The organism is Kitasatospora papulosa (assembly GCF_000717245.1).
Lineage (GTDB): Bacteria > Actinomycetota > Actinomycetes > Streptomycetales > Streptomycetaceae > Streptomyces > Streptomyces papulosus.
This window is the reverse complement of the sequence record NZ_JNYQ01000001.1, coordinates 400791-417556: the sequence shown is the minus strand read 5'-3', so window position 1 is coordinate 417556 and position 16766 is coordinate 400791. Positions and strand designations below refer to the sequence as shown.

Genomic DNA, 16766 nt, shown 5'->3' with positions numbered 1-16766 from the left:
GTCGCCCTACCGTCCTCCCATCGACAGTAAAGTTTCCTAACAGAAAGCGGGTGCGGCGCTCATGGCCGGAACGACACCGGGTACCCCTCGCGTGCTGCGGGCCATGAACGACCGGGCGGCGCTCGATCTGCTGGTCGCCCAGGGGCCCCTCACCCGCACCCGCATCGGTGAGCTGACCGGCCTGTCCAAGCCCACCGCGTCCCAGCTGCTGGCGAGGCTGGAGGACGCCGGCCTGGTCCGGTCGACGGGCAGCCAGGGCGGTCGGCCCGGGCCGAACGCCGTGCTCTACGAGATCGATCCGGCCGCCGCCCACGTCGCCGCGCTCTCCGTCGGCCCGACCGGGATAGACGCCGTCGTCGCGGACGTCACCGGCACCGTGGTCGGCTCCTGCCGTGTCGAGGCGGACGCCGTCGCCGAGGACGTGCGTCACCGCACAGCCCAGCTCGTCGCCGAGGCCGTGGACGGCGCCCTGCGTCCGACCGGTCTCGGCCACGACGACCTGGACGCCGTGGTGATCGGCACACCCGGCGCGATCGACCCGCACACCGGTCAGCTGCGGTACGCGCCCCATCTGCCCGGCTGGCACTCCCGCACCCTGCTCGCCGACCTCGCCGAGGTGGTCGGACGGCCCGTGGTCATCGAGAACGACGTGAACCTCGCGGCCGTCGCCGAGCAGTACGAGGGCGCGGCCCAGGACCACGACCACTTCGTCCTCGCCTATCTCGACGAGGGCGTGGGCGCCGCGATCGTGCTGGGCGGCACGCTCCTGCGCGGCGCCACGGGCGGCGCCGGGGAGATCGGCTACATGCCGTTGCCCGGCGCCCCGCTCGCCCGCGGCGGCGCGGCCGACTGGGCGGGCCCCGACGCGGGGGGCGGCTTCCAGAGCCAGGTCTCCTGCCCCGCTGTACGCGACCTGGCCGGGGGCCGGCCGCTGGCCGAGGCCCTCGCCGACGAGGCCGTGCGCGCCGAGGTCGCCCGCAGGCTGGCCACCGGTCTGGCGTCCGTGGTCGCCGTGGTCGACCCCGAACTGGTGGTCCTCTCCGGCCGGGTGGCCCAGGAGGGCGGGGAGGAACTCCGCGAGCGGGTCGAGGCCGAGATGACCGGTCTCGCCCTGCCCCGGCCGCTGCTCCGCATCAGCGACATCGAGGGGGACCCGATCCTGACCGGCGCGCTGCGGACGGCCCTCGCCCAGGCGCGCGACAGCGTCTTCGACACCGCCTGACCCGCCACCACCGCACCTCGCCACCCGTGACCGGTGGCCTGTACGGCACCCCCATACCCCGACGGCCCCTCCCCCGGTGCCGCGTCCCCCGCGCAATCCCGACGCAACGATCCCGCCGCAAAGGAAGTCCGCTATGGCGCTATGGCGCTTTCGTACCCGCGTGCCCCTGGCGCTCGGCGCAGCCGCGCTGCTGCTGTCCGGCTGCGCCAATCCGAGTAACGGCAGCAACACCGACGACCCCACGAAGCCCGTCACGCTGAAGTTCTGGCACGGCTGGTCGGCGCCCGGCGAGGTCGAGGCGATCGACGAGAACATCGCCCGCTTCGAGAAGCTCCACCCGAACATCGACGTCGTCTCCACCGGCAACGTCAGCGACGAGACGATCAACCAGGCGCTGCGTGCGGGCGGCGGCGACGCACCCGACGTCGTCACGTCCTTCACCACCAACAACGTCGGGCAGTACTGCTCGTCCGGCATGTGGGTGGACCTCGACCCCTTCATGAGGAAGAGCGGGATCGACAAGACGAAGGTCTTCCCGAAGACCCTGCTGGACTACACGCGGTACGAGGGCGTCCAGTGCGCGACGCCTCTCCTCGCCGACGCGTTCGGCATGTACTACAACAAGGACGCCTTCGAGGCGGCGGGGATCACCCGGCCCCCGCGCACCATGTCGGAGATGAAGGCCGACGCGGTGAAGCTGACGCAGAGGAACAAGGACGGCTCGCTGAAGCGTGCCGGCTTCATGCCGAACTTCCAGCTCTACCAGAACTCCCCCGACCGGATGTTCGCCCAGTGGGGACCGGAGTACTTCGACGCCGAGGGCAAGGCGAAGCTCGCCGACGAGCCGAAGACCGAGGACTTCTTCACCACCATGCGCGATCTCTCCGACGCGCAGGGCGGCTACGCGGCCATGGAGAGGCTCCGCGCCCGTTTCGGCGACGAGATGTCGTCCCAGAACGGCTTCCTGACCGGCAGGCTCGCCATGCACCTGGACGGTGAGTGGCGCGGGCTGATGCTGGACGAGGCGAAGGCGGACTTCGACTGGGCGGTCGCCCCGCTGCCGGTCCCCGACGACCAGGCGGACACCTACGGGCGCGGCTATCTGACGGGCACCGTGGCCGGTATCGCGCACAGCAGCCGGCATCAGAACGCGGCCTGGGAGCTGGTGAAGTACCTGACGATCGACACCGAGCCGGTCGTCCGCTTCGCCAACGCGATCCACAACGTGCCGTCCACCTTCGAGGCGCTGAAGTCCCCCGACCTGGACGCGGACCCGGCGTTCCGCGCCTTCATCGAGATCGCGCGGAACCCGCACAGCCAGGCCGTTCCGCCCTCGAACAACGGCGGTCAGTACATCAACTCGTTCGGTGACTTCTCGCAGTCCGTCGAGGCAGGCAGGACGAAGGACCTGCACCGCGCCCTGGAGGACCTCGACGAACAGATCGACGCCGACAACGTCCAGTCGGAAAACTGAGGAGCCGCGTCATGGCACTGTCCCTCTCCACCCCGGCGAAGTCCGCCGGACGGGCGACCGATCCGGCCCCCCGCGACTCGCCCCTGCGGCGCAAGCGGAACCGTGAGCGGCTGCGCAACCTGGGGTTCCTCTCGCCCTGGATCGTCGGGTTCTCGGTCTTCTTCGGATACCCGCTGGTCGCGACCGTCTACTTCTCGTTCATGCACTACAACCAGATCAAGGCGCCCACCTTCGTGGGGCTGCGGAACTGGCGGTACGTACTGGAGCAGATGCCGCTGTTCGGCCCGGCCCTGTGGAACACGCTGTGGCTGGTCGTCGTGATGGTCGCGCTGCGCGTCGTCTTCGGCCTCGGGATCGGCCTGCTGATCACGAAGATCAAGACGGGCGTGGGACTCTTCCGCACGGCCTTCTACATCCCGTACCTGGCCCCGCCCGTCGCGGCGACGGTCGCCTTCGTCTTCCTCCTGAACCCGTCCACCGGGCCGGTCAACGAGATGCTGTCGTGGATCGGCCTGCACGGCCCGAACTGGTTCAACGACCCGAACTGGTCGAAGCCCTCGCTGGTCCTGCTCTCCCTGTGGGGCATCGGCGACCTGATGGTCATCTTCATGGCCTCGCTGCTGGACGTGCCCAAGGAGCAGTACGAGGCCGCCGACCTGGACGGCGCGGGTGCCTGGGCGAAGTTCCGCTACGTCACCTGGCCCGCCATCACCCCGATCGTGCTGTTCGCCGTCGTCACCGGAGTGGTGCAGACGATGCAGTACTACACGCAGGCCCTCGTCGCGGGGAAGCTCGCCTCGGGCGTCTCCATCGGCCCCGGCACGGTGATCCAGCCCGGATATCCGGACCACTCCACCCTGACGGTTCCGCAGCTCGTGTACTCGCTGGGCTTCCAGAACTTCAACACCGGCGCCGCGTGCGTCCTGTCCCTCGTGCTCTTCGCCATCGCCATGGCCGTGACCCTTCTGCTGATGCGCAAGAGCGTCGGCCTCATCCCGGCGGAGGACTGACATGACCACCACCACCCTGAACAGGCCGGACACCGCCGTGCGGAGCCGTCCGAACGGCCCCGGCACGGCCGGGCACCGCCGTGGGCGGATCCTCCACTGGATCGCGGTCCACTCCGTGGCCGTCGCGCTCGCCCTGTTCTTCGTCCTGCCGTTCGTGTTCGTGTTCCTCACGTCCGTGATGAGCGACGAACAGGCGATGAGCGGCGACCTGTGGCCCGGCTCCTGGAACTGGTCGAACTACTCCACGGTCTTCCACACACCCGGATTCCTCGGCTGGTGGCGCAACTCGCTGATGTACGCGCTGCTGGGCACCGTGTTCACCGTGTGCTCGTCGGTGCCGGTCGCCTACGCGCTGGCCAAGTTCCGCTTCCGTGGCCGGCGCACCGCGATGATCCTGGTCATCTCCACGATGATGCTGCCGCCGCAGGTCGTCATCATCCCGATGTACCTGGTGTGGGCGCAGCAGTTCCACCTGTCGGGCTCGCTCTGGCCGCTGATCATCCCGATGGCGTTCGGCGACGCCTACTCGATCTTCCTGCTGCGGCAGTTCCTGCTGACCATTCCGCAGGAGTACGTCGAGTCGGCGAAGGTCGACGGCTGCGGCGAGTTCCGCACCCTGCTCAGGATCGTCGTCCCGATGGCCAAGCCGGGGATCGCGGCCGTGGCGCTCTTCCAGTTCTTCTACTGCTGGAACGACTACTTCGGGCCGCAGATCTATGCCGCGCAGAATCCGGGCGCCTGGCCCCTGAGTTACGGCCTGGAATCCTTCAAGAGCGCCCACGCGGTCAACTGGAACCTGACGATGGCCGCGACCCTGCTCGTCATGGCGCCGGTCGTCATCGTTTTCTTCTTCGCACAGAAGGCCTTCGTAGAAGGCGTCACCCTCACCGGAGTAAAGGGCTGAGAACCATGAAGCTCGCAGTAGTTGGTGGCGGGTCCACCTACACCCCCGAACTGATCGACGGTTTCGCGCGGCTGCGGGACACCCTGCCGGTGGAGGAGCTCGTGCTCGTCGACCCGGCGGCCGACCGGCTGGAGCTGGTCGGCGGCCTGGCGCGGCGGATCTTCGCCAGGCAGGGCCACCCGGGGAAGATCGTCACCACCTCCGACCTGGACACCGGGGTGGCCGGCGCGGACGCGGTGCTGCTCCAGCTCCGTGTCGGCGGGCAGGCCGCGCGCAACCAGGACGAGACCTGGCCGCTCGAATGCGGCTGCGTCGGTCAGGAGACCACCGGGGCGGGCGGGCTGGCCAAGGCGCTGCGCACGGTGCCGGTCGTCCTCGACATCGCCGAACGGGTCCGCCGCACCAACCCCGACGCGTGGATCATCGACTTCACCAACCCCGTCGGGATCGTCACCCGGGCGCTGCTCCAGGCCGGGCACAAGGCGGTCGGACTGTGCAACGTGGCCATCGGCTTCCAGCGCAAGTTCGCCGCTCTGCTCGACGTGACGCCGGGTGAGGTGCACCTCGACCACGTCGGGCTGAACCACCTGACGTGGGAGCTCGGGGTCCGGCTGGGCGGTCCGGACGGCGAGGACGTCCTGCCGAAGCTGCTCGCGGAGCACGGCGACGCGATCGCCGGCGACCTGCGCATGCCCCGGCAGCTCGTGGACCGGCTCGGCGTCGTCCCCTCGTACTACCTGCGGTACTTCTACGCACACGACGAGGTGGTGAGGGAGCTCGGCACGAAGCCGTCCCGTGCCGCCGAGGTCGCCGCGATGGAGAAGGAACTCCTGGAGATGTACGGCGACCCGGCCCTGGACGAGAAGCCCGCGCTGCTCGGCAAGCGGGGCGGGGCCTTCTACTCGGAGGCCGCCGTGGACCTGGCGTCCGCGCTGCTCGGCGGGGGCGGTTCGGCGGTGCAGGTGGTCAACACCTCCAACAGGGGGACGCTGCCGTTCCTGCCGGACGACGCGGTGATCGAGGTCCAGGCCCGGGTCGACGGTACGGGCGCCGCCCCTCTCGCCGTCCCCGCGCTGGACCCGCTGTACGCCGGGCTGATCGGGCACGTCACCGCCTACGAGGACCTGGCCCTGGACGCCGCGCTGCGCGGCGGCCGTGACCGGGTGTTCAAGGCGCTGCTGGCCCACCCCCTGGTCGGCCAGTTCGAGTTCGCCGAGGCGCTCACCGACAAGCTGATCGCGCACAACCGGGAGCACCTGGCGTGGGCCTGACCGCACATGTGCTCGCGATCGACGCGGGCAACAGCAAGACCGACGTGGCCGTGATCGGCGCCGACGGAACGGTCCTCGGCCACGCGCGCGGGGGCGGGTTCCAGCCGCCGGTCGTCGGGGTCGACGTGGCCGTGGACGCGCTGGGGACGGCCGTGCTCGCCGCGTTCGCGCAGGCCGGAGTGGTGGGCGTCGAGCATGTGTCGGCCTGCCTCGCCAACGCCGATCTCCCCGTCGAGGAGCGGGAACTGGCCGGGGCACTGGTGGCCCGCGGCTGGGGCCGGACGGTGGAGGTGCGCAACGACACCTTCGCGATACTGCGCGCGGGGGTGGACGAGCCCCGCGGGGTGGCCGTGGTGTGCGGCGCGGGGATCAACTGCGTCGGGATGAGGCCGGACGGCGCCACCGCCCGCTTTCCCGCGATCGGCCGCATGTCCGGTGACTGGGGCGGCGGTTCGGGGCTCGCCGAGGAGGCGATGTGGTTCGCGGCGAGGGCCGAGGACGGGCGCGGTGAGCCGACCGAGCTGGCCCGGACCCTGCCGGGGCACTTCGGGCTCGACTCGGTGTACGCGCTGATCGAGGCCCTGCACCTGGGACACATCCCGTTCGGGCGCCGGCACGAGCTGACCCCGGTGCTGTTCGCCACCGGCGCTGCGGGCGACCGGATCGCCCGTGGCCTGGTCGAGCGGCAGGGGGACGAGGTCGTGGCCATGATCTCGGTCGCGCTGACCCGGCTCGGTCTGCTGGAGGAGGAGACGCCGGTGGTGCTGGGCGGCAGTGTGCTGGCGGCCCGCCATCCGGCGCTGGACGACCGGATCGCCGAACTCCTCTCCGTACGCGCCCCGAAGGCGGTGGTCCGGGTGGTGTCGGCTCCGCCGGTCCTGGGTGCCGCGCTGCTGGGTCTGGACCACACCGGTGCCGCCCGGGAGGCCCACGACAGGCTACGGGCGCAGTACGCCTGAGGTCCCGTGGTGAAGGGCGCCCCGTGGCCGTGCCGCACGGGGCGCCCCTTCGCGCGGTGGGGGAACCGGTGCGGTCTCCCGGACGTGTTCACGGAGGGGAGGCCGGGGCGCGGGGGAGCCGACGCACGGGGCCGAAACGCCTTGATCGCCTGCGCTCGTCCTGGTCGAATACGGGCAACGACGCGTGATCCGGGCGCTCCTGGTGGATGGAGGGCGGCGCCGGGGGTCATACTTCTGGCCAGGACCAGTCGTCCTCCGATCGGCCGGGGGGCCCGGGCCGTCGTCAGTGACCGAGGGGGAGGTCAAGTGACATACCCGCCGAGCGGGACCGCGCCGCGGGAGCCCGGCCCGGGCCGGCCGTCCGCGCCCGTGACCGTACCGGCGCAGCGCCGTGGCGTCGGCGCCGAGGCCGCCGCGCGGCTGCGCGCCGCGGCGACGACCGAACCGGGCAGGCTGCAGATCTACGGTGCCGTACTGGCCCTGCTGGTCGTGGTGTTCGGGGCCGTCACCTATCTGGAGATCGCGGCGAGGGCCTCGTCCGCCGACGACGTGGTGACCCGGAGCCAGCCGCTGAGCGCGGACGCCGCGAGCATCTACCGGTCGCTGGCCGACGCGGACACGATGGCGGCGAGCGGCTTCCTCGCGGGTGCGCAGGAGCCCTCCGAGGTGCTCGCACGGTACGACGCGGACATCGAGGAGGCCTCCCGGCTGCTGGTCGACGCGGCGGCGAGCACCGACCCCGCCACGGCTTCGCACAAGGAGATCACGACGCTGAGCCGGCTGCTGCCCGTGTACACCGGCCTGGTCGAGCGTGCGCGGGCCAACAACCGGCAGGGCCTGCCGCTCGGAGGCGCCTACCTCCGGTACGCCAACCAGAAGATGACCGGTGAACTCCTGCCCGCGGCCGAGCGGTTGTACACGGCGGAGACCGGCCGGCTGGCCACCGACTCGGCCGACGCGCGGCGGTTCCCCTTCCTCTCCCTGGGGGCCGGGATCGTCGCGCTGGGCGCGCTGGTGTGGATGCAGCGGCGCAACTACCGCAGGACGAACCGCGTCTTCAACCACGGGCTGCTCGCCGCGACGGCCGCGGCCACGGTGGTCCTGCTCTGGCTGGCCGTGGGACACACGGTGGCCAGGGCCGAGCTGCGGGGCGCGATGGCGCACGGACAGGAGTCGCTGGACGTCCTCAACAAGGCCCGGATCAACTCCCTGAAGGCACGGGCCAACGAGAACCTCACGCTGGTCGCCCGGGGCGCCGTGCTCACCCCGGACGGCACCAGGGACCAGTACGAGACCGACTACGGCACGGGCATGAAGGAGCTCGGCGCACAGCTCGAAGAGGCGCGGGAGCTCGCCGACGACGCCCGTGGGAGCAAGCCGGTGAAGGACGCGATCGACGGTGTGTCGACGTGGCAGGACCGCCACAGGAAGGCCCGGACGACGGACGACCGGGGCGACTACGACAGTGCGCTGCAGCAGGTCATCGGCCCCGAGGGTTCCACGGGTGAGTCCTTCGAGCGGGTCGACGACGCGCTGGAGCGGGCCCTCGCCCACGAACAGGACGAGTTCGACACGGCGGCACAGGACGGGCGCGGGGCGCTGGGCGGGCTGCCCTTCGGAGCGGCCGCCCTCGCCGTACTGGGCGCCGTGGCCGTGATCGTCGGCGTCAACCGCAGGCTCTCGGAGTACCGGTGAGGGGACGAGCGATGACCAGGGCGAAGGGCCGGGGCACACGCGGCGGGCTGCGCGGCTGGGGCGGAGTGACGGGCATGGCGGTCGCCTGCGCCGTCACCGCCTCGCTCACCCTGCTGCCGCTGGCGCACGGCGACGGGACGTTCGGCGGGCAGAGCGCCGGCCACTCCTCCGCCTCGACGGTGCCCACCGTGGCGGAGGAGTGCGAGGACCCGGAGGCGAGCCTGCCCGCGCGGGACGCGGACGGCCCGAACATCCAGAAGATCAGGAAGCGCGGCAAGCTGATAGCGGGCGTCGACCAGAACAGCTTCCAGTGGGGCTACCGCAATCCGGAGAGCCGCACGCTCGAAGGCTTCGACATAGATCTCGTGCACGCGATCGCGGAGGACATCCTCGGCGACCGCGACGCGGTGATCTTCCGCGCCATCCCCACCAACCAGCGCATCGCGGCGCTGGAGAACGACAAGGTCGACGTCGTCGTCCGCACGATGACGATCAACTGCAGGCGCATCGGCCAGGTGGCCTTCTCCACGGCCTACTTCCAGGCCGGCCAGCAGGTCCTGGCGCCCAAGGCGTCCACGATCGACGGCTACAACGAATCGCTGAAGGGCAAGCGGGTCTGCACGGCGGAGGGTTCGACGGCGTACGACGCGCTGAAGGAGAAGTCCTTCGGCGCCGTCTACGAGGACGAGCACGACGGCACCGGGCAGGACGAGGACCTGCTGACCGTCCCCAACCAACTGGACTGCCTGGTGCGCCTGCAGCTCGGCGAGGTCGACGCGATCGTCACGGACAACGCGCTGGCGGCCGGCCAGGCGGCCCAGGACCCTGCCGTGGAACTCAAGGGCGACAAGCCGTTCACGACGGAGTACTACGGCGTCGCCGCGAAGCTCGGCGCGGACGACCTGGTGGCCAGGGTCAACCACGTGCTGGAGGATTACCGCCGGGGCGGTGCCGACAGCCCCTGGATGACGTCGTACCGGACGTGGCTGGCGACGGGACTGCCCGGGATCCCGGGCCCTCCGGCGCCCAGGTACCGGAGCAACTGACCCCGCGCGGGCCCCCGGGTCCGGCGGAACGAGCGGAGAGGTGATCGATGGGCGTCGCGGGTTCCTTCCCCAGCTTCGCGGGGAGGCCACCCGGCCCGGTCATGGGCCGGGACGAGGCGGACCGTACGCTGGCCCGGCTCGGTGCGGAGCACGAGGCCATCGAGACCTCGCTCCTCGCCCTGGAGGAACACGCCGGCCGCCGGCTCCTGGAGGGCGCCACCCTGTCCGGTGTGACCAAGGAGCGCTGGGGGCCCACCAAGCGGTCGATCACGCTGCTCTGGCAGTACTTCGACACCTACGCCGGGACGCTGGCCTCGGCCCGTGAGATCCGGGCCAGGCGGCGCTACCCCGGCAGGAGCGACCTGGTGGCCCTGACCGACCTGCTGCGGGGCGACGGTGTGACCGTGGCGCACCAGGCGGTGGCCGGTCCGAGCGCCTCGCTCACCGGTCCGGCCCGGCTCTCCGAGCGGTTCACGCTGGAGGAACTGGTCGCCCGGATGAACGAGCTGTACGCCCAGGCGCTGGACATGGTCCTCGCGTCGGACTCCGTGTGGTCGGCGCTGCCCGCCCGGATCGATCTGCTCGCCGCCGAGCTGCGCCGCACCGGCTCGCTGGCGCACTCCGTCGGGGTGCGGCCCGGGGAGCATCCGGCCGGCGACGACCTGGAGTCGATCGCCGAGGAGCTGACCGCGCTGCGGGAGCAGGTGATCTCCGACCCGCTGGCGTTCTGGGTGCCGGGCCCCGGCAGTGCCGCGCCCGGCGGAGGCCGGCCCGACACCACGCGCTACGACCGCGCGGCGCGCGCCCTGGAGGACGTGCGCCGGGAGATCGAGGCGGTGCTGGCGGTCCGGCAGGACGCCGAACAGCGTCTGGTCCAGGTGCGTGACCTGCTGTCGCGCGCGAACCGCACGCTGGCGGAAGCCCGGCTGGCGCGCGGCGAGGTGCTGGCGAAGATCGCCGCCTCCGAGGTGCCCGCGGTCAGCGGGCCCCCCACCGTGCTGCAGGAGCGGCTCGCGACGGCGTCGGCGTACCGCAGGCACGCGCAGTGGAACCGGCTGTCGCCGCTGCTGGAATCGCTGGAGCGGGAGGCGGAGGACGAACTGCTGCGCGCCCGCGAGTCGCTGACGTCCGTCACCGAGCCGCTCGCGGTCCGGGCGGAGCTGCGCGGCAGGCTGGACGCGTACCGGGCGAAGGTGGTCCGGCACGGTCTGGCGGAGGACCCGCTCCTCGTCGAGCGTTACGACGCGGCCCGGCGGATGCTGTGGAGCGCGCCGTGCGATCTGCGGGTCGCCGAGCAGGCGGTGCTGCGCTACCAGCGCGCCGCCACGGATCAGCTGACACCGCGCGGTCCGGGCGGGCACGACGGACAGGGGGAGACATCATGAGTACGGAGTGCCAGCGCCCCACCTGTGAGGGCGCCTACGAGGACATGGGCGGCGGGGAGCTGTACTGCGACACCTGCGGCCTCGCCCCGGTCGTGTCGCCGACGGGCCTGGTGAGTTCGCCGCCCACCGGCATCGCGGCCGGCGGCCGGGGCGGCGACAGCGCCTCGCAGCGGACGGGGTCGCGGGCGTCCGCGCGTTCCTCGTCCCGCTCGTCGACCTCCCGGCGCTCGGTGTCGGGGAGGCTCTCGCGCTCGTTGTCGGGGAGCCCCACGTCCCGCTCGGTCTCGGTGCGCTCCTCGGGCACCTCGACGGGCTCCGCATCCGGGCGCGGCCGGCTGGGCGCGGGCCTGGTGCTCGTCCCCGACGTGCCGCGGCCCGACCCGCGCACCGCGGTGATGGAGAATCCGGAGGTCCCCGAGCGGAAGCGGTTCTGCTCGCGCTCCGACTGCGGGGCGCCGGTGGGCCGTGCCCGCGGCGAACGGCCGGGCCGTACCGAGGGGTTCTGCACCAAGTGCGGTCACCCCTATTCCTTCGTGCCCAAGCTGCGCGGCGGTGACGTCGTGCACGGGCAGTACGAGGTGGCGGGCTGCCTGGCACACGGCGGGCTCGGCTGGGTCTATCTGGCCGTGGACAGGGCGGTCTCCGACCGCTGGGTCGTCCTCAAGGGCCTGCTGGACACCGGGGACCAGGACGCCATGGCCGCGGCCATCTCCGAGCGGCGCTTCCTCGCGGAGATCGAGCACTCCAACATCGTCCGCATCTACAACTTCGTGGAGCACCTCGACGCGCGCACGGGGTCGCTGGACGGCTACATAGTGATGGAGTACGTCGGCGGGAAGTCGCTCAAGGAGATCGCCAACGAGCTCCGCACACCGGCCGGGAGGCGGGACCCGCTGCCCGTGGAGCAGGCCTGCGCGTACGGGATCGAGGCGCTGGAGGCGCTCGGCCACCTGCACAGCCGCAACCTGCTGTACTGCGACTTCAAGGTCGACAACGCGATCCAGACCGAGGACCAGCTCAAGCTCATCGACATGGGCGCGGTGCGCCGGATGGACGACGACGAGTCGGCCATCTACGGCACCGTCGGCTACCAGGCACCCGAGGTGGCCGAGGCCGGCCCGTCGGTGGCCTCGGACCTCTACACGGTCGCGCGGACGCTCGCGGTGCTGACCTTCGACTTCCAGGGGTACACGAACGTCTTCGCGGACTCCCTGCCCGATCCGGACAACATCGAGGTGTTCCGGAGGTACGAGTCGTTCTACCGGCTCCTCGTGCGCGCCACCGATCCGGACCCGGCCCGCCGGTTCTCCTCGGCCGCGGAGATGGCGGAGCAGCTGACGGGTGTGCTGCGGGAGGTGATCGCCCTGCAGACGGGGCGTCCGCGCCCGGCGCTCTCGACCCTGTTCGGGGTGGAGATGCGCGTGACGGACACGGAGTTGTTCGCGGAGCTGACCGAGGAGGTGTCGCGGCTCGGCGTCCGGGAGGATCCGCCGGGCCGCAGGGGGCGCTTCGGGCGGCGCGGCGCGGCGGCCGTACCGGCGGCCGCCCTCCCCGCCCCGGCGCCGACCGGGACGCCCGCTCCTCCCGTCGCCGTCCCGCAGGCGGTGGGTGCCGCTCCGCTGCACGCGCCCGACACCCATGTCCGGGGCAGCGCCGGTGGCGGGTACGCGGGCGGCGCGGTGGCCCAGGTCCCGCACCGGGCGTCCGTCCCCGCGCCCCGCCCCGCGGTCCCGGCCGCCGTCGCCCCGCCGTCCGTCCTCGCCGGCGCGGGTCCCCGGCTCGCCGCGTTCGACGCGCGGGGGACGTCGCTGGCCCTGCCGGTCCCCCGGGTCGACCCGAACGACCCCAACGCGGGGTTCCTCGCCGGAGTGATGGCCTCGGCACCCGCGGAGCTGATCTCCGCACTGCACTCGGTGCCCGCCGCCTCGCTCGAGACCCGGCTGCGGGAACTGCGGGCCCGCCTGGAGCTGCGCGAACCCGACTCCGCCGTGCGGGCGTTGACGGCGGTGGAGGCGCAGCATCCGGACGACTGGCGGGTCGTCTGGTACCGGGGTGTCACCTCGCTGGTGACCGGTGACAACGAGAACGCCGCGCTGTCCTTCGACGCGGTCTACGACGCCTTCCCGGGCGAGCCCGCGCCGAAGCTCGCGCTGGGGGTGTGCGCGGAGGTGCTGGGACAGCTGGACAACGCGGCGGAGTACTACCACCTGGTGTGGGCGACGGATCCGAGCTTCGTCAGTTCGGCGTTCGGCCTGGCCCGGGTGCAGATCGCCGCCGGGGACCGGGCGGCGGCGGTGCGCACCCTCGAGTCGGTGCCGGAGTCGTCGATCCACTACACGGCGGCCCGGGTGGCCGCGGTGCGTGCGAGACTCCGCGGACGTGCGCCGCAGGAGCCGCTGATCGACGACCTGTCGGCCGCCGCGGACCAGGTGACCGCGCTGAAGGGCTACGGCCTGGACGCGGTGAGACGCGAACGGTTGTCGACCGAGGTACTGGGTACGGCACTTGACTGGGTACTCTCCGGTAGTCCCACGGCTCAGCCGGCGGCTCCGTCCTCCCCCGCAGCGGCGGGGCCGGGGACGGTACTGGGCAGCGAGCTGGACGAGCGGGGCCTCAGGTCAGGTCTCGAACGCTCGTACCGGATGCTCGCCCGGCTCGCGCAGCGGGGCGACGAGAGGATCGAACTGGTGGAGCGGGCCAACCGCCTCCGCCCCCGGACCTGGGTGTGAAGATGTCACAGAGCCACCAGCAGGCCTCCTTGCCGGGGTGCCCCAGCTGCGAGGAACCGCTGGAGCCGGGCGACCGCTTCTGCGGTGCGTGCGGGTACGACCTCTCGGCCGTGCCCGCGCCTCCCGTTGACCGTCCGACGGTCGCCATCACCGTGCCGGCGCAGGGTGTCGGCACGCCGGTCGCCGCCGGGCAGGTGGAGTGGCCGCGTGCCTCCGAGGCGGACAGCTCCGACCTTCCGGCGCCGACGCACCGTCCGGCCGATCTGCCGGGCGTGGACTCGGGCGGGAGGCCGCTGCCCCTCGCGGAGGGTGCGGCGGTCCGCTTCGACGGACCCGATGCCCAGGCGGCTCGCGGCCCCGGGGATCCGGACGCCCGGGCGGCCTCCGCTCCCGGTGGGCCGGGCGGCTCCTCGGGCGACTTCGAACTGGCCGCGCCCGATCCCCGTGCCGCGGAACACGCGACGGCCGGCGGCTCCGTGGCCGGTGCGAAGGTCTGCGTGGCCTGCCGCTCGGGTCAGGTGGACACCGACGGGTACTGCGAGAACTGCGGGCACGCCCAGCCCCGTGAACGCGACCACATGGAGCAGGAGCTCGATGCGGTCGCGGCGGTCAGCGACCGCGGTCTGCGCCACCACCGCAACGAGGACGCGTTCGCGGTGTCGTCGACCGCCCTGCCGGACGGCTCCCCCGCCGTCGTCGCCATCGTGTGCGACGGCGTCTCGTCGGCGAGCCGCCCGGACGAGGCGTCGGCCGCGGCGGCGAGCGCGGCCAACGAGTCGCTGCTGGAGTCGCTGCCCCGCGGGACCCACCCGCAGCAGGCCATGCACGAGGCGATCGTGGCGGCCTCCGAGGCCGTCAACTCGCTCGCCCAGGAGGAGGGCCAGGCGCTGGAGCACGACCAGCACCGCCATCAGAACGCCCCGGCCTGCACCGTGGTCGGCGCGGTCGTGGCGGGCGGTCTGCTGGTCATCGGCTGGGTCGGCGACAGCCGCGTCTACTGGGTCCCCGAGGACCGGACCCACCCGCCGGCCCGCCTCACGGAGGACGACTCCTGGGCGGCGCAGATGGTGGCGGCCGGTCTGATGAACGAGGCGGAGGCGTACGCCGACGAGCGCGCCCACGCCATCACGGGGTGGCTCGGCGCCGACGCGTACGAACTGGAGCCGCACACGGCGTCGTTCGAACCGGACCGGTCCGGTCTGGTGGTGGTGTGCACCGACGGCCTGTGGAACTACGCGGAGGGCGCTGCGGAGATGGCCGCGGCCGTCCCGGGCGACGCGTTCGAACGGCCGCTGCACGGTGCTCAGGTGCTGGTCGGTCACGCGCTGGACGGCGGGGGCCACGACAACGTAACAGTGGCGCTGCTGCCGTTCACCGTGGCGGCGCCAGGGGCAGGATCCGCCTGAGCCGCGGCCGGTCCGCCGGCCCGCGGTCCCGGACCGCCCCGTCCCGGAGCCCTGTCCGACGCTTCGTCCCGACGCCCCTCGTCCGCCCGCGCACGTCCCGTCCGGCGACCGGCTTCTCGCATCCCGCGCGTCCGCGTCCCCCGTCCCGCAGTCCGTCCGCACCACTGTCCTGGTCCGACACAGATGGAGCCTCAAGGAGCCGATCAGATGGCCAACTTCTCCAAGTCCCACGTGCCGCAGTTCTCCGTCGAGGTGTACCAGAACGAATATCTGCCCGAGGGCGGCCGTGACGTCAATGCGATCGTCACCGTCACCTCCACGGGCGGCGGTACGACCGGCGGCGTGCCGCTGGCCGACGGGGCGGGGCCGTCCGCGCGCGTCCCGGGGCAGGCTCCGGCTGCCGCCGTGGTGCTCATGGTCGACTGCTCGGGCTCGATGGACTATCCGCCGACCAAGATGCGTCACGCGCGTGACGCGACGGCGGAAGCCATCGACACGCTGCGTGACGGCACCCGGTTCGCGGTGGTCGCGGGGACGCACGTGGCCAAGGACGTGTATCCGGGCAACGGGCGGCTGGCGACGGCCGGTCCGCAGACCAAGGCCCAGGCGAAGGAGGCCCTTCGGCGGCTCAGCGCCGGCGGAGGCACCGCGATCGGGACCTGGCTGCGGCTGGCCGACCGGCTCCTGGGCGCCGCCGAGGTGGACATCCGGCACGGCATCCTCCTCACGGACGGGCGCAACGAGCACGAGTCCCCGGAGGATCTGCGGGCAGCGCTGGAGTCCTGCGCGGGCCGGTTCACCTGTGACGCGAGGGGCGTCGGGACGGACTGGGAGGTGAAAGAGGTCACAGCGATCGCCTCGGCCCTGCTCGGCACGGCGGACATCGTGGCCGATCCCGCCGGGCTCGCCGCGGACTTCACCGAGATGATGGGGAACGCGATGGGCAAGGAGGTCGCGGACGTCTCGCTGCGGCTCTGGACCCCCGTCGGCGTCGAGATCGTGTTCGTCAAGCAGGTGGCGCCCACGGTCGCCGAACTGACCGGCCGCCGCACCGTGGCGGGGCCGCGCGCCGGTGACTATCCGACCGGTTCCTGGGGTGACGAGTCCCGGGACTACCACGTGTGCGTCAGGGTCCCCGAGGCCGGCATCGGCCAGGAGATGCTGGCGGCCCGGGTCTCGTTGATCCTGCCGCCCGCCTCCGCGGACGGTGTCCCGCAGACCCTCTCGCAGGGGCTCGTCCGGGCGGTGTGGACGGACGACATGGCCGCGTCCACCTCGATCAACCCCCAGGTGGCGCACTACACAGGACAGGCGGAACTGGCGCAAGTCATCCAGCAGGGACTGGATGCGCGTAAATCGGGTGACTTCGACGGCGCGACGGCGAAACTGGGCCGTGCGGTGCAGCTCGCCTCGGCCTCCGGAAACGCGGATACTGCGAAACTGCTTTCGAAGGTGGTCGACGTCGTCGACGCGGCGACCGGTACTGTGCGACTGAAAGCGAGGGTCGCGGATGCGGACGAGATGACACTCGAAACGCGCTCGACCAAGACAGTTCGCGTCAAGAAGTAGCAGCACGAACCACACGAAACAGCCGTACGAAGAGCCGCCCCGGCCCACCGGACGGTGCACCGACGAGCATGGCGGCCTCCGGGCCGGACGAGGAGA

The 16766-nt window shown here is 72.2% G+C and carries 12 protein-coding genes; all 12 read left to right on the top strand.

The window, feature by feature from the left end; genetic code table 11:
* Positions 1-61: 61 nt before the first annotated feature.
* The 12 genes from IA22_RS0101760 (at position 62) to IA22_RS0101700 (ending at position 16670) form a co-directional block, all read left to right on the top strand.
* Entirely contained in the window at positions 62-1222 is a 1161-nt protein-coding gene (locus IA22_RS0101760) for an ROK family transcriptional regulator (RefSeq protein ID WP_030122542.1), read from the top strand.
* A gap of 133 nt (positions 1223-1355) precedes the next feature.
* The gene (locus IA22_RS0101755) at positions 1356-2696 is read left to right on the top strand and encodes an ABC transporter substrate-binding protein (RefSeq protein ID WP_030122541.1); all 1341 of its coding nucleotides are present in this window, start codon (positions 1356-1358) and stop codon (positions 2694-2696) included.
* Between the two features lie 11 nt (positions 2697-2707).
* Entirely contained in the window at positions 2708-3706 is a 999-nt protein-coding gene (locus tag IA22_RS0101750) for a carbohydrate ABC transporter permease (protein WP_014156245.1), read from the top strand.
* A 1-nt stretch (position 3707) separates the two neighbouring features.
* Positions 3708-4610, top strand: coding sequence for a carbohydrate ABC transporter permease (locus IA22_RS0101745; protein WP_030122540.1), 903 nt, complete (start codon positions 3708-3710; stop codon positions 4608-4610).
* A 5-nt stretch (positions 4611-4615) separates the two neighbouring features.
* Positions 4616-5881: a 6-phospho-beta-glucosidase gene (locus tag IA22_RS0101740; RefSeq protein WP_030122539.1), complete on the top strand. Its 1266-nt coding sequence runs from the start codon at positions 4616-4618 to the stop codon at positions 5879-5881.
* Entirely contained in the window at positions 5872-6840 is a 969-nt protein-coding gene (locus IA22_RS0101735) for an N-acetylglucosamine kinase (RefSeq protein ID WP_014156242.1), read from the top strand. The genes IA22_RS0101740 and IA22_RS0101735 overlap by 10 nt, the downstream gene beginning before the upstream one ends.
* A 306-nt stretch (positions 6841-7146) precedes the next feature.
* The gene (locus IA22_RS0101730) at positions 7147-8535 is read left to right on the top strand and encodes a hypothetical protein (protein WP_014156241.1); all 1389 of its coding nucleotides are present in this window, start codon (positions 7147-7149) and stop codon (positions 8533-8535) included.
* Between the two features lie 11 nt (positions 8536-8546).
* Positions 8547-9581, top strand: coding sequence for a glutamate ABC transporter substrate-binding protein (locus tag IA22_RS0101725; RefSeq protein WP_030122538.1), 1035 nt, complete (start codon positions 8547-8549; stop codon positions 9579-9581).
* 47 nt (positions 9582-9628) lie between these two features.
* Positions 9629-10966 (top strand): coiled-coil domain-containing protein, encoded by a 1338-nt coding sequence (locus IA22_RS0101720; protein WP_014156239.1) that lies wholly within the window; start codon positions 9629-9631, stop codon positions 10964-10966.
* Positions 10963-13695 (top strand): serine/threonine-protein kinase, encoded by a 2733-nt coding sequence (locus IA22_RS0101710; RefSeq protein WP_081889734.1) that lies wholly within the window; start codon positions 10963-10965, stop codon positions 13693-13695. The genes IA22_RS0101720 and IA22_RS0101710 overlap by 4 nt, the downstream gene beginning before the upstream one ends.
* Before the next feature lie 2 nt (positions 13696-13697).
* Positions 13698-15101, top strand: a complete 1404-nt coding sequence (locus tag IA22_RS0101705; protein ID WP_030122536.1) for a PP2C family protein-serine/threonine phosphatase — start codon at positions 13698-13700, stop codon at positions 15099-15101.
* Between the two features lie 207 nt (positions 15102-15308).
* Positions 15309-16670 carry a vWA domain-containing protein gene (locus tag IA22_RS0101700; protein WP_014156236.1) on the top strand — a complete coding sequence of 454 codons (1362 nt, stop codon included), beginning with the start codon at positions 15309-15311 and terminating at the stop codon, positions 16668-16670.
* Positions 16671-16766: the final 96 nt, after the last annotated feature.

Coding starts and splice junctions, on each gene's coding strand:
- IA22_RS0101700 (WP_014156236.1), top strand. CDS start 15,309: ATGGCCAACTTCTCCAAGTCCCACGTGCCGCAGTTCTCCGTCGAGGTG.
- IA22_RS0101755 (WP_030122541.1), top strand. CDS start 1,356: ATGGCGCTATGGCGCTTTCGTACCCGCGTGCCCCTGGCGCTCGGCGCA.
- IA22_RS0101705 (WP_030122536.1), top strand. CDS start 13,698: ATGTCACAGAGCCACCAGCAGGCCTCCTTGCCGGGGTGCCCCAGCTGC.
- IA22_RS0101720 (WP_014156239.1), top strand. CDS start 9,629: ATGGGCGTCGCGGGTTCCTTCCCCAGCTTCGCGGGGAGGCCACCCGGC.
- IA22_RS0101745 (WP_030122540.1), top strand. CDS start 3,708: ATGACCACCACCACCCTGAACAGGCCGGACACCGCCGTGCGGAGCCGT.
- IA22_RS0101750 (WP_014156245.1), top strand. CDS start 2,708: ATGGCACTGTCCCTCTCCACCCCGGCGAAGTCCGCCGGACGGGCGACC.
- IA22_RS0101710 (WP_081889734.1), top strand. CDS start 10,963: ATGAGTACGGAGTGCCAGCGCCCCACCTGTGAGGGCGCCTACGAGGAC.
- IA22_RS0101725 (WP_030122538.1), top strand. CDS start 8,547: ATGACCAGGGCGAAGGGCCGGGGCACACGCGGCGGGCTGCGCGGCTGG.
- IA22_RS0101740 (WP_030122539.1), top strand. CDS start 4,616: ATGAAGCTCGCAGTAGTTGGTGGCGGGTCCACCTACACCCCCGAACTG.
- IA22_RS0101760 (WP_030122542.1), top strand. CDS start 62: ATGGCCGGAACGACACCGGGTACCCCTCGCGTGCTGCGGGCCATGAAC.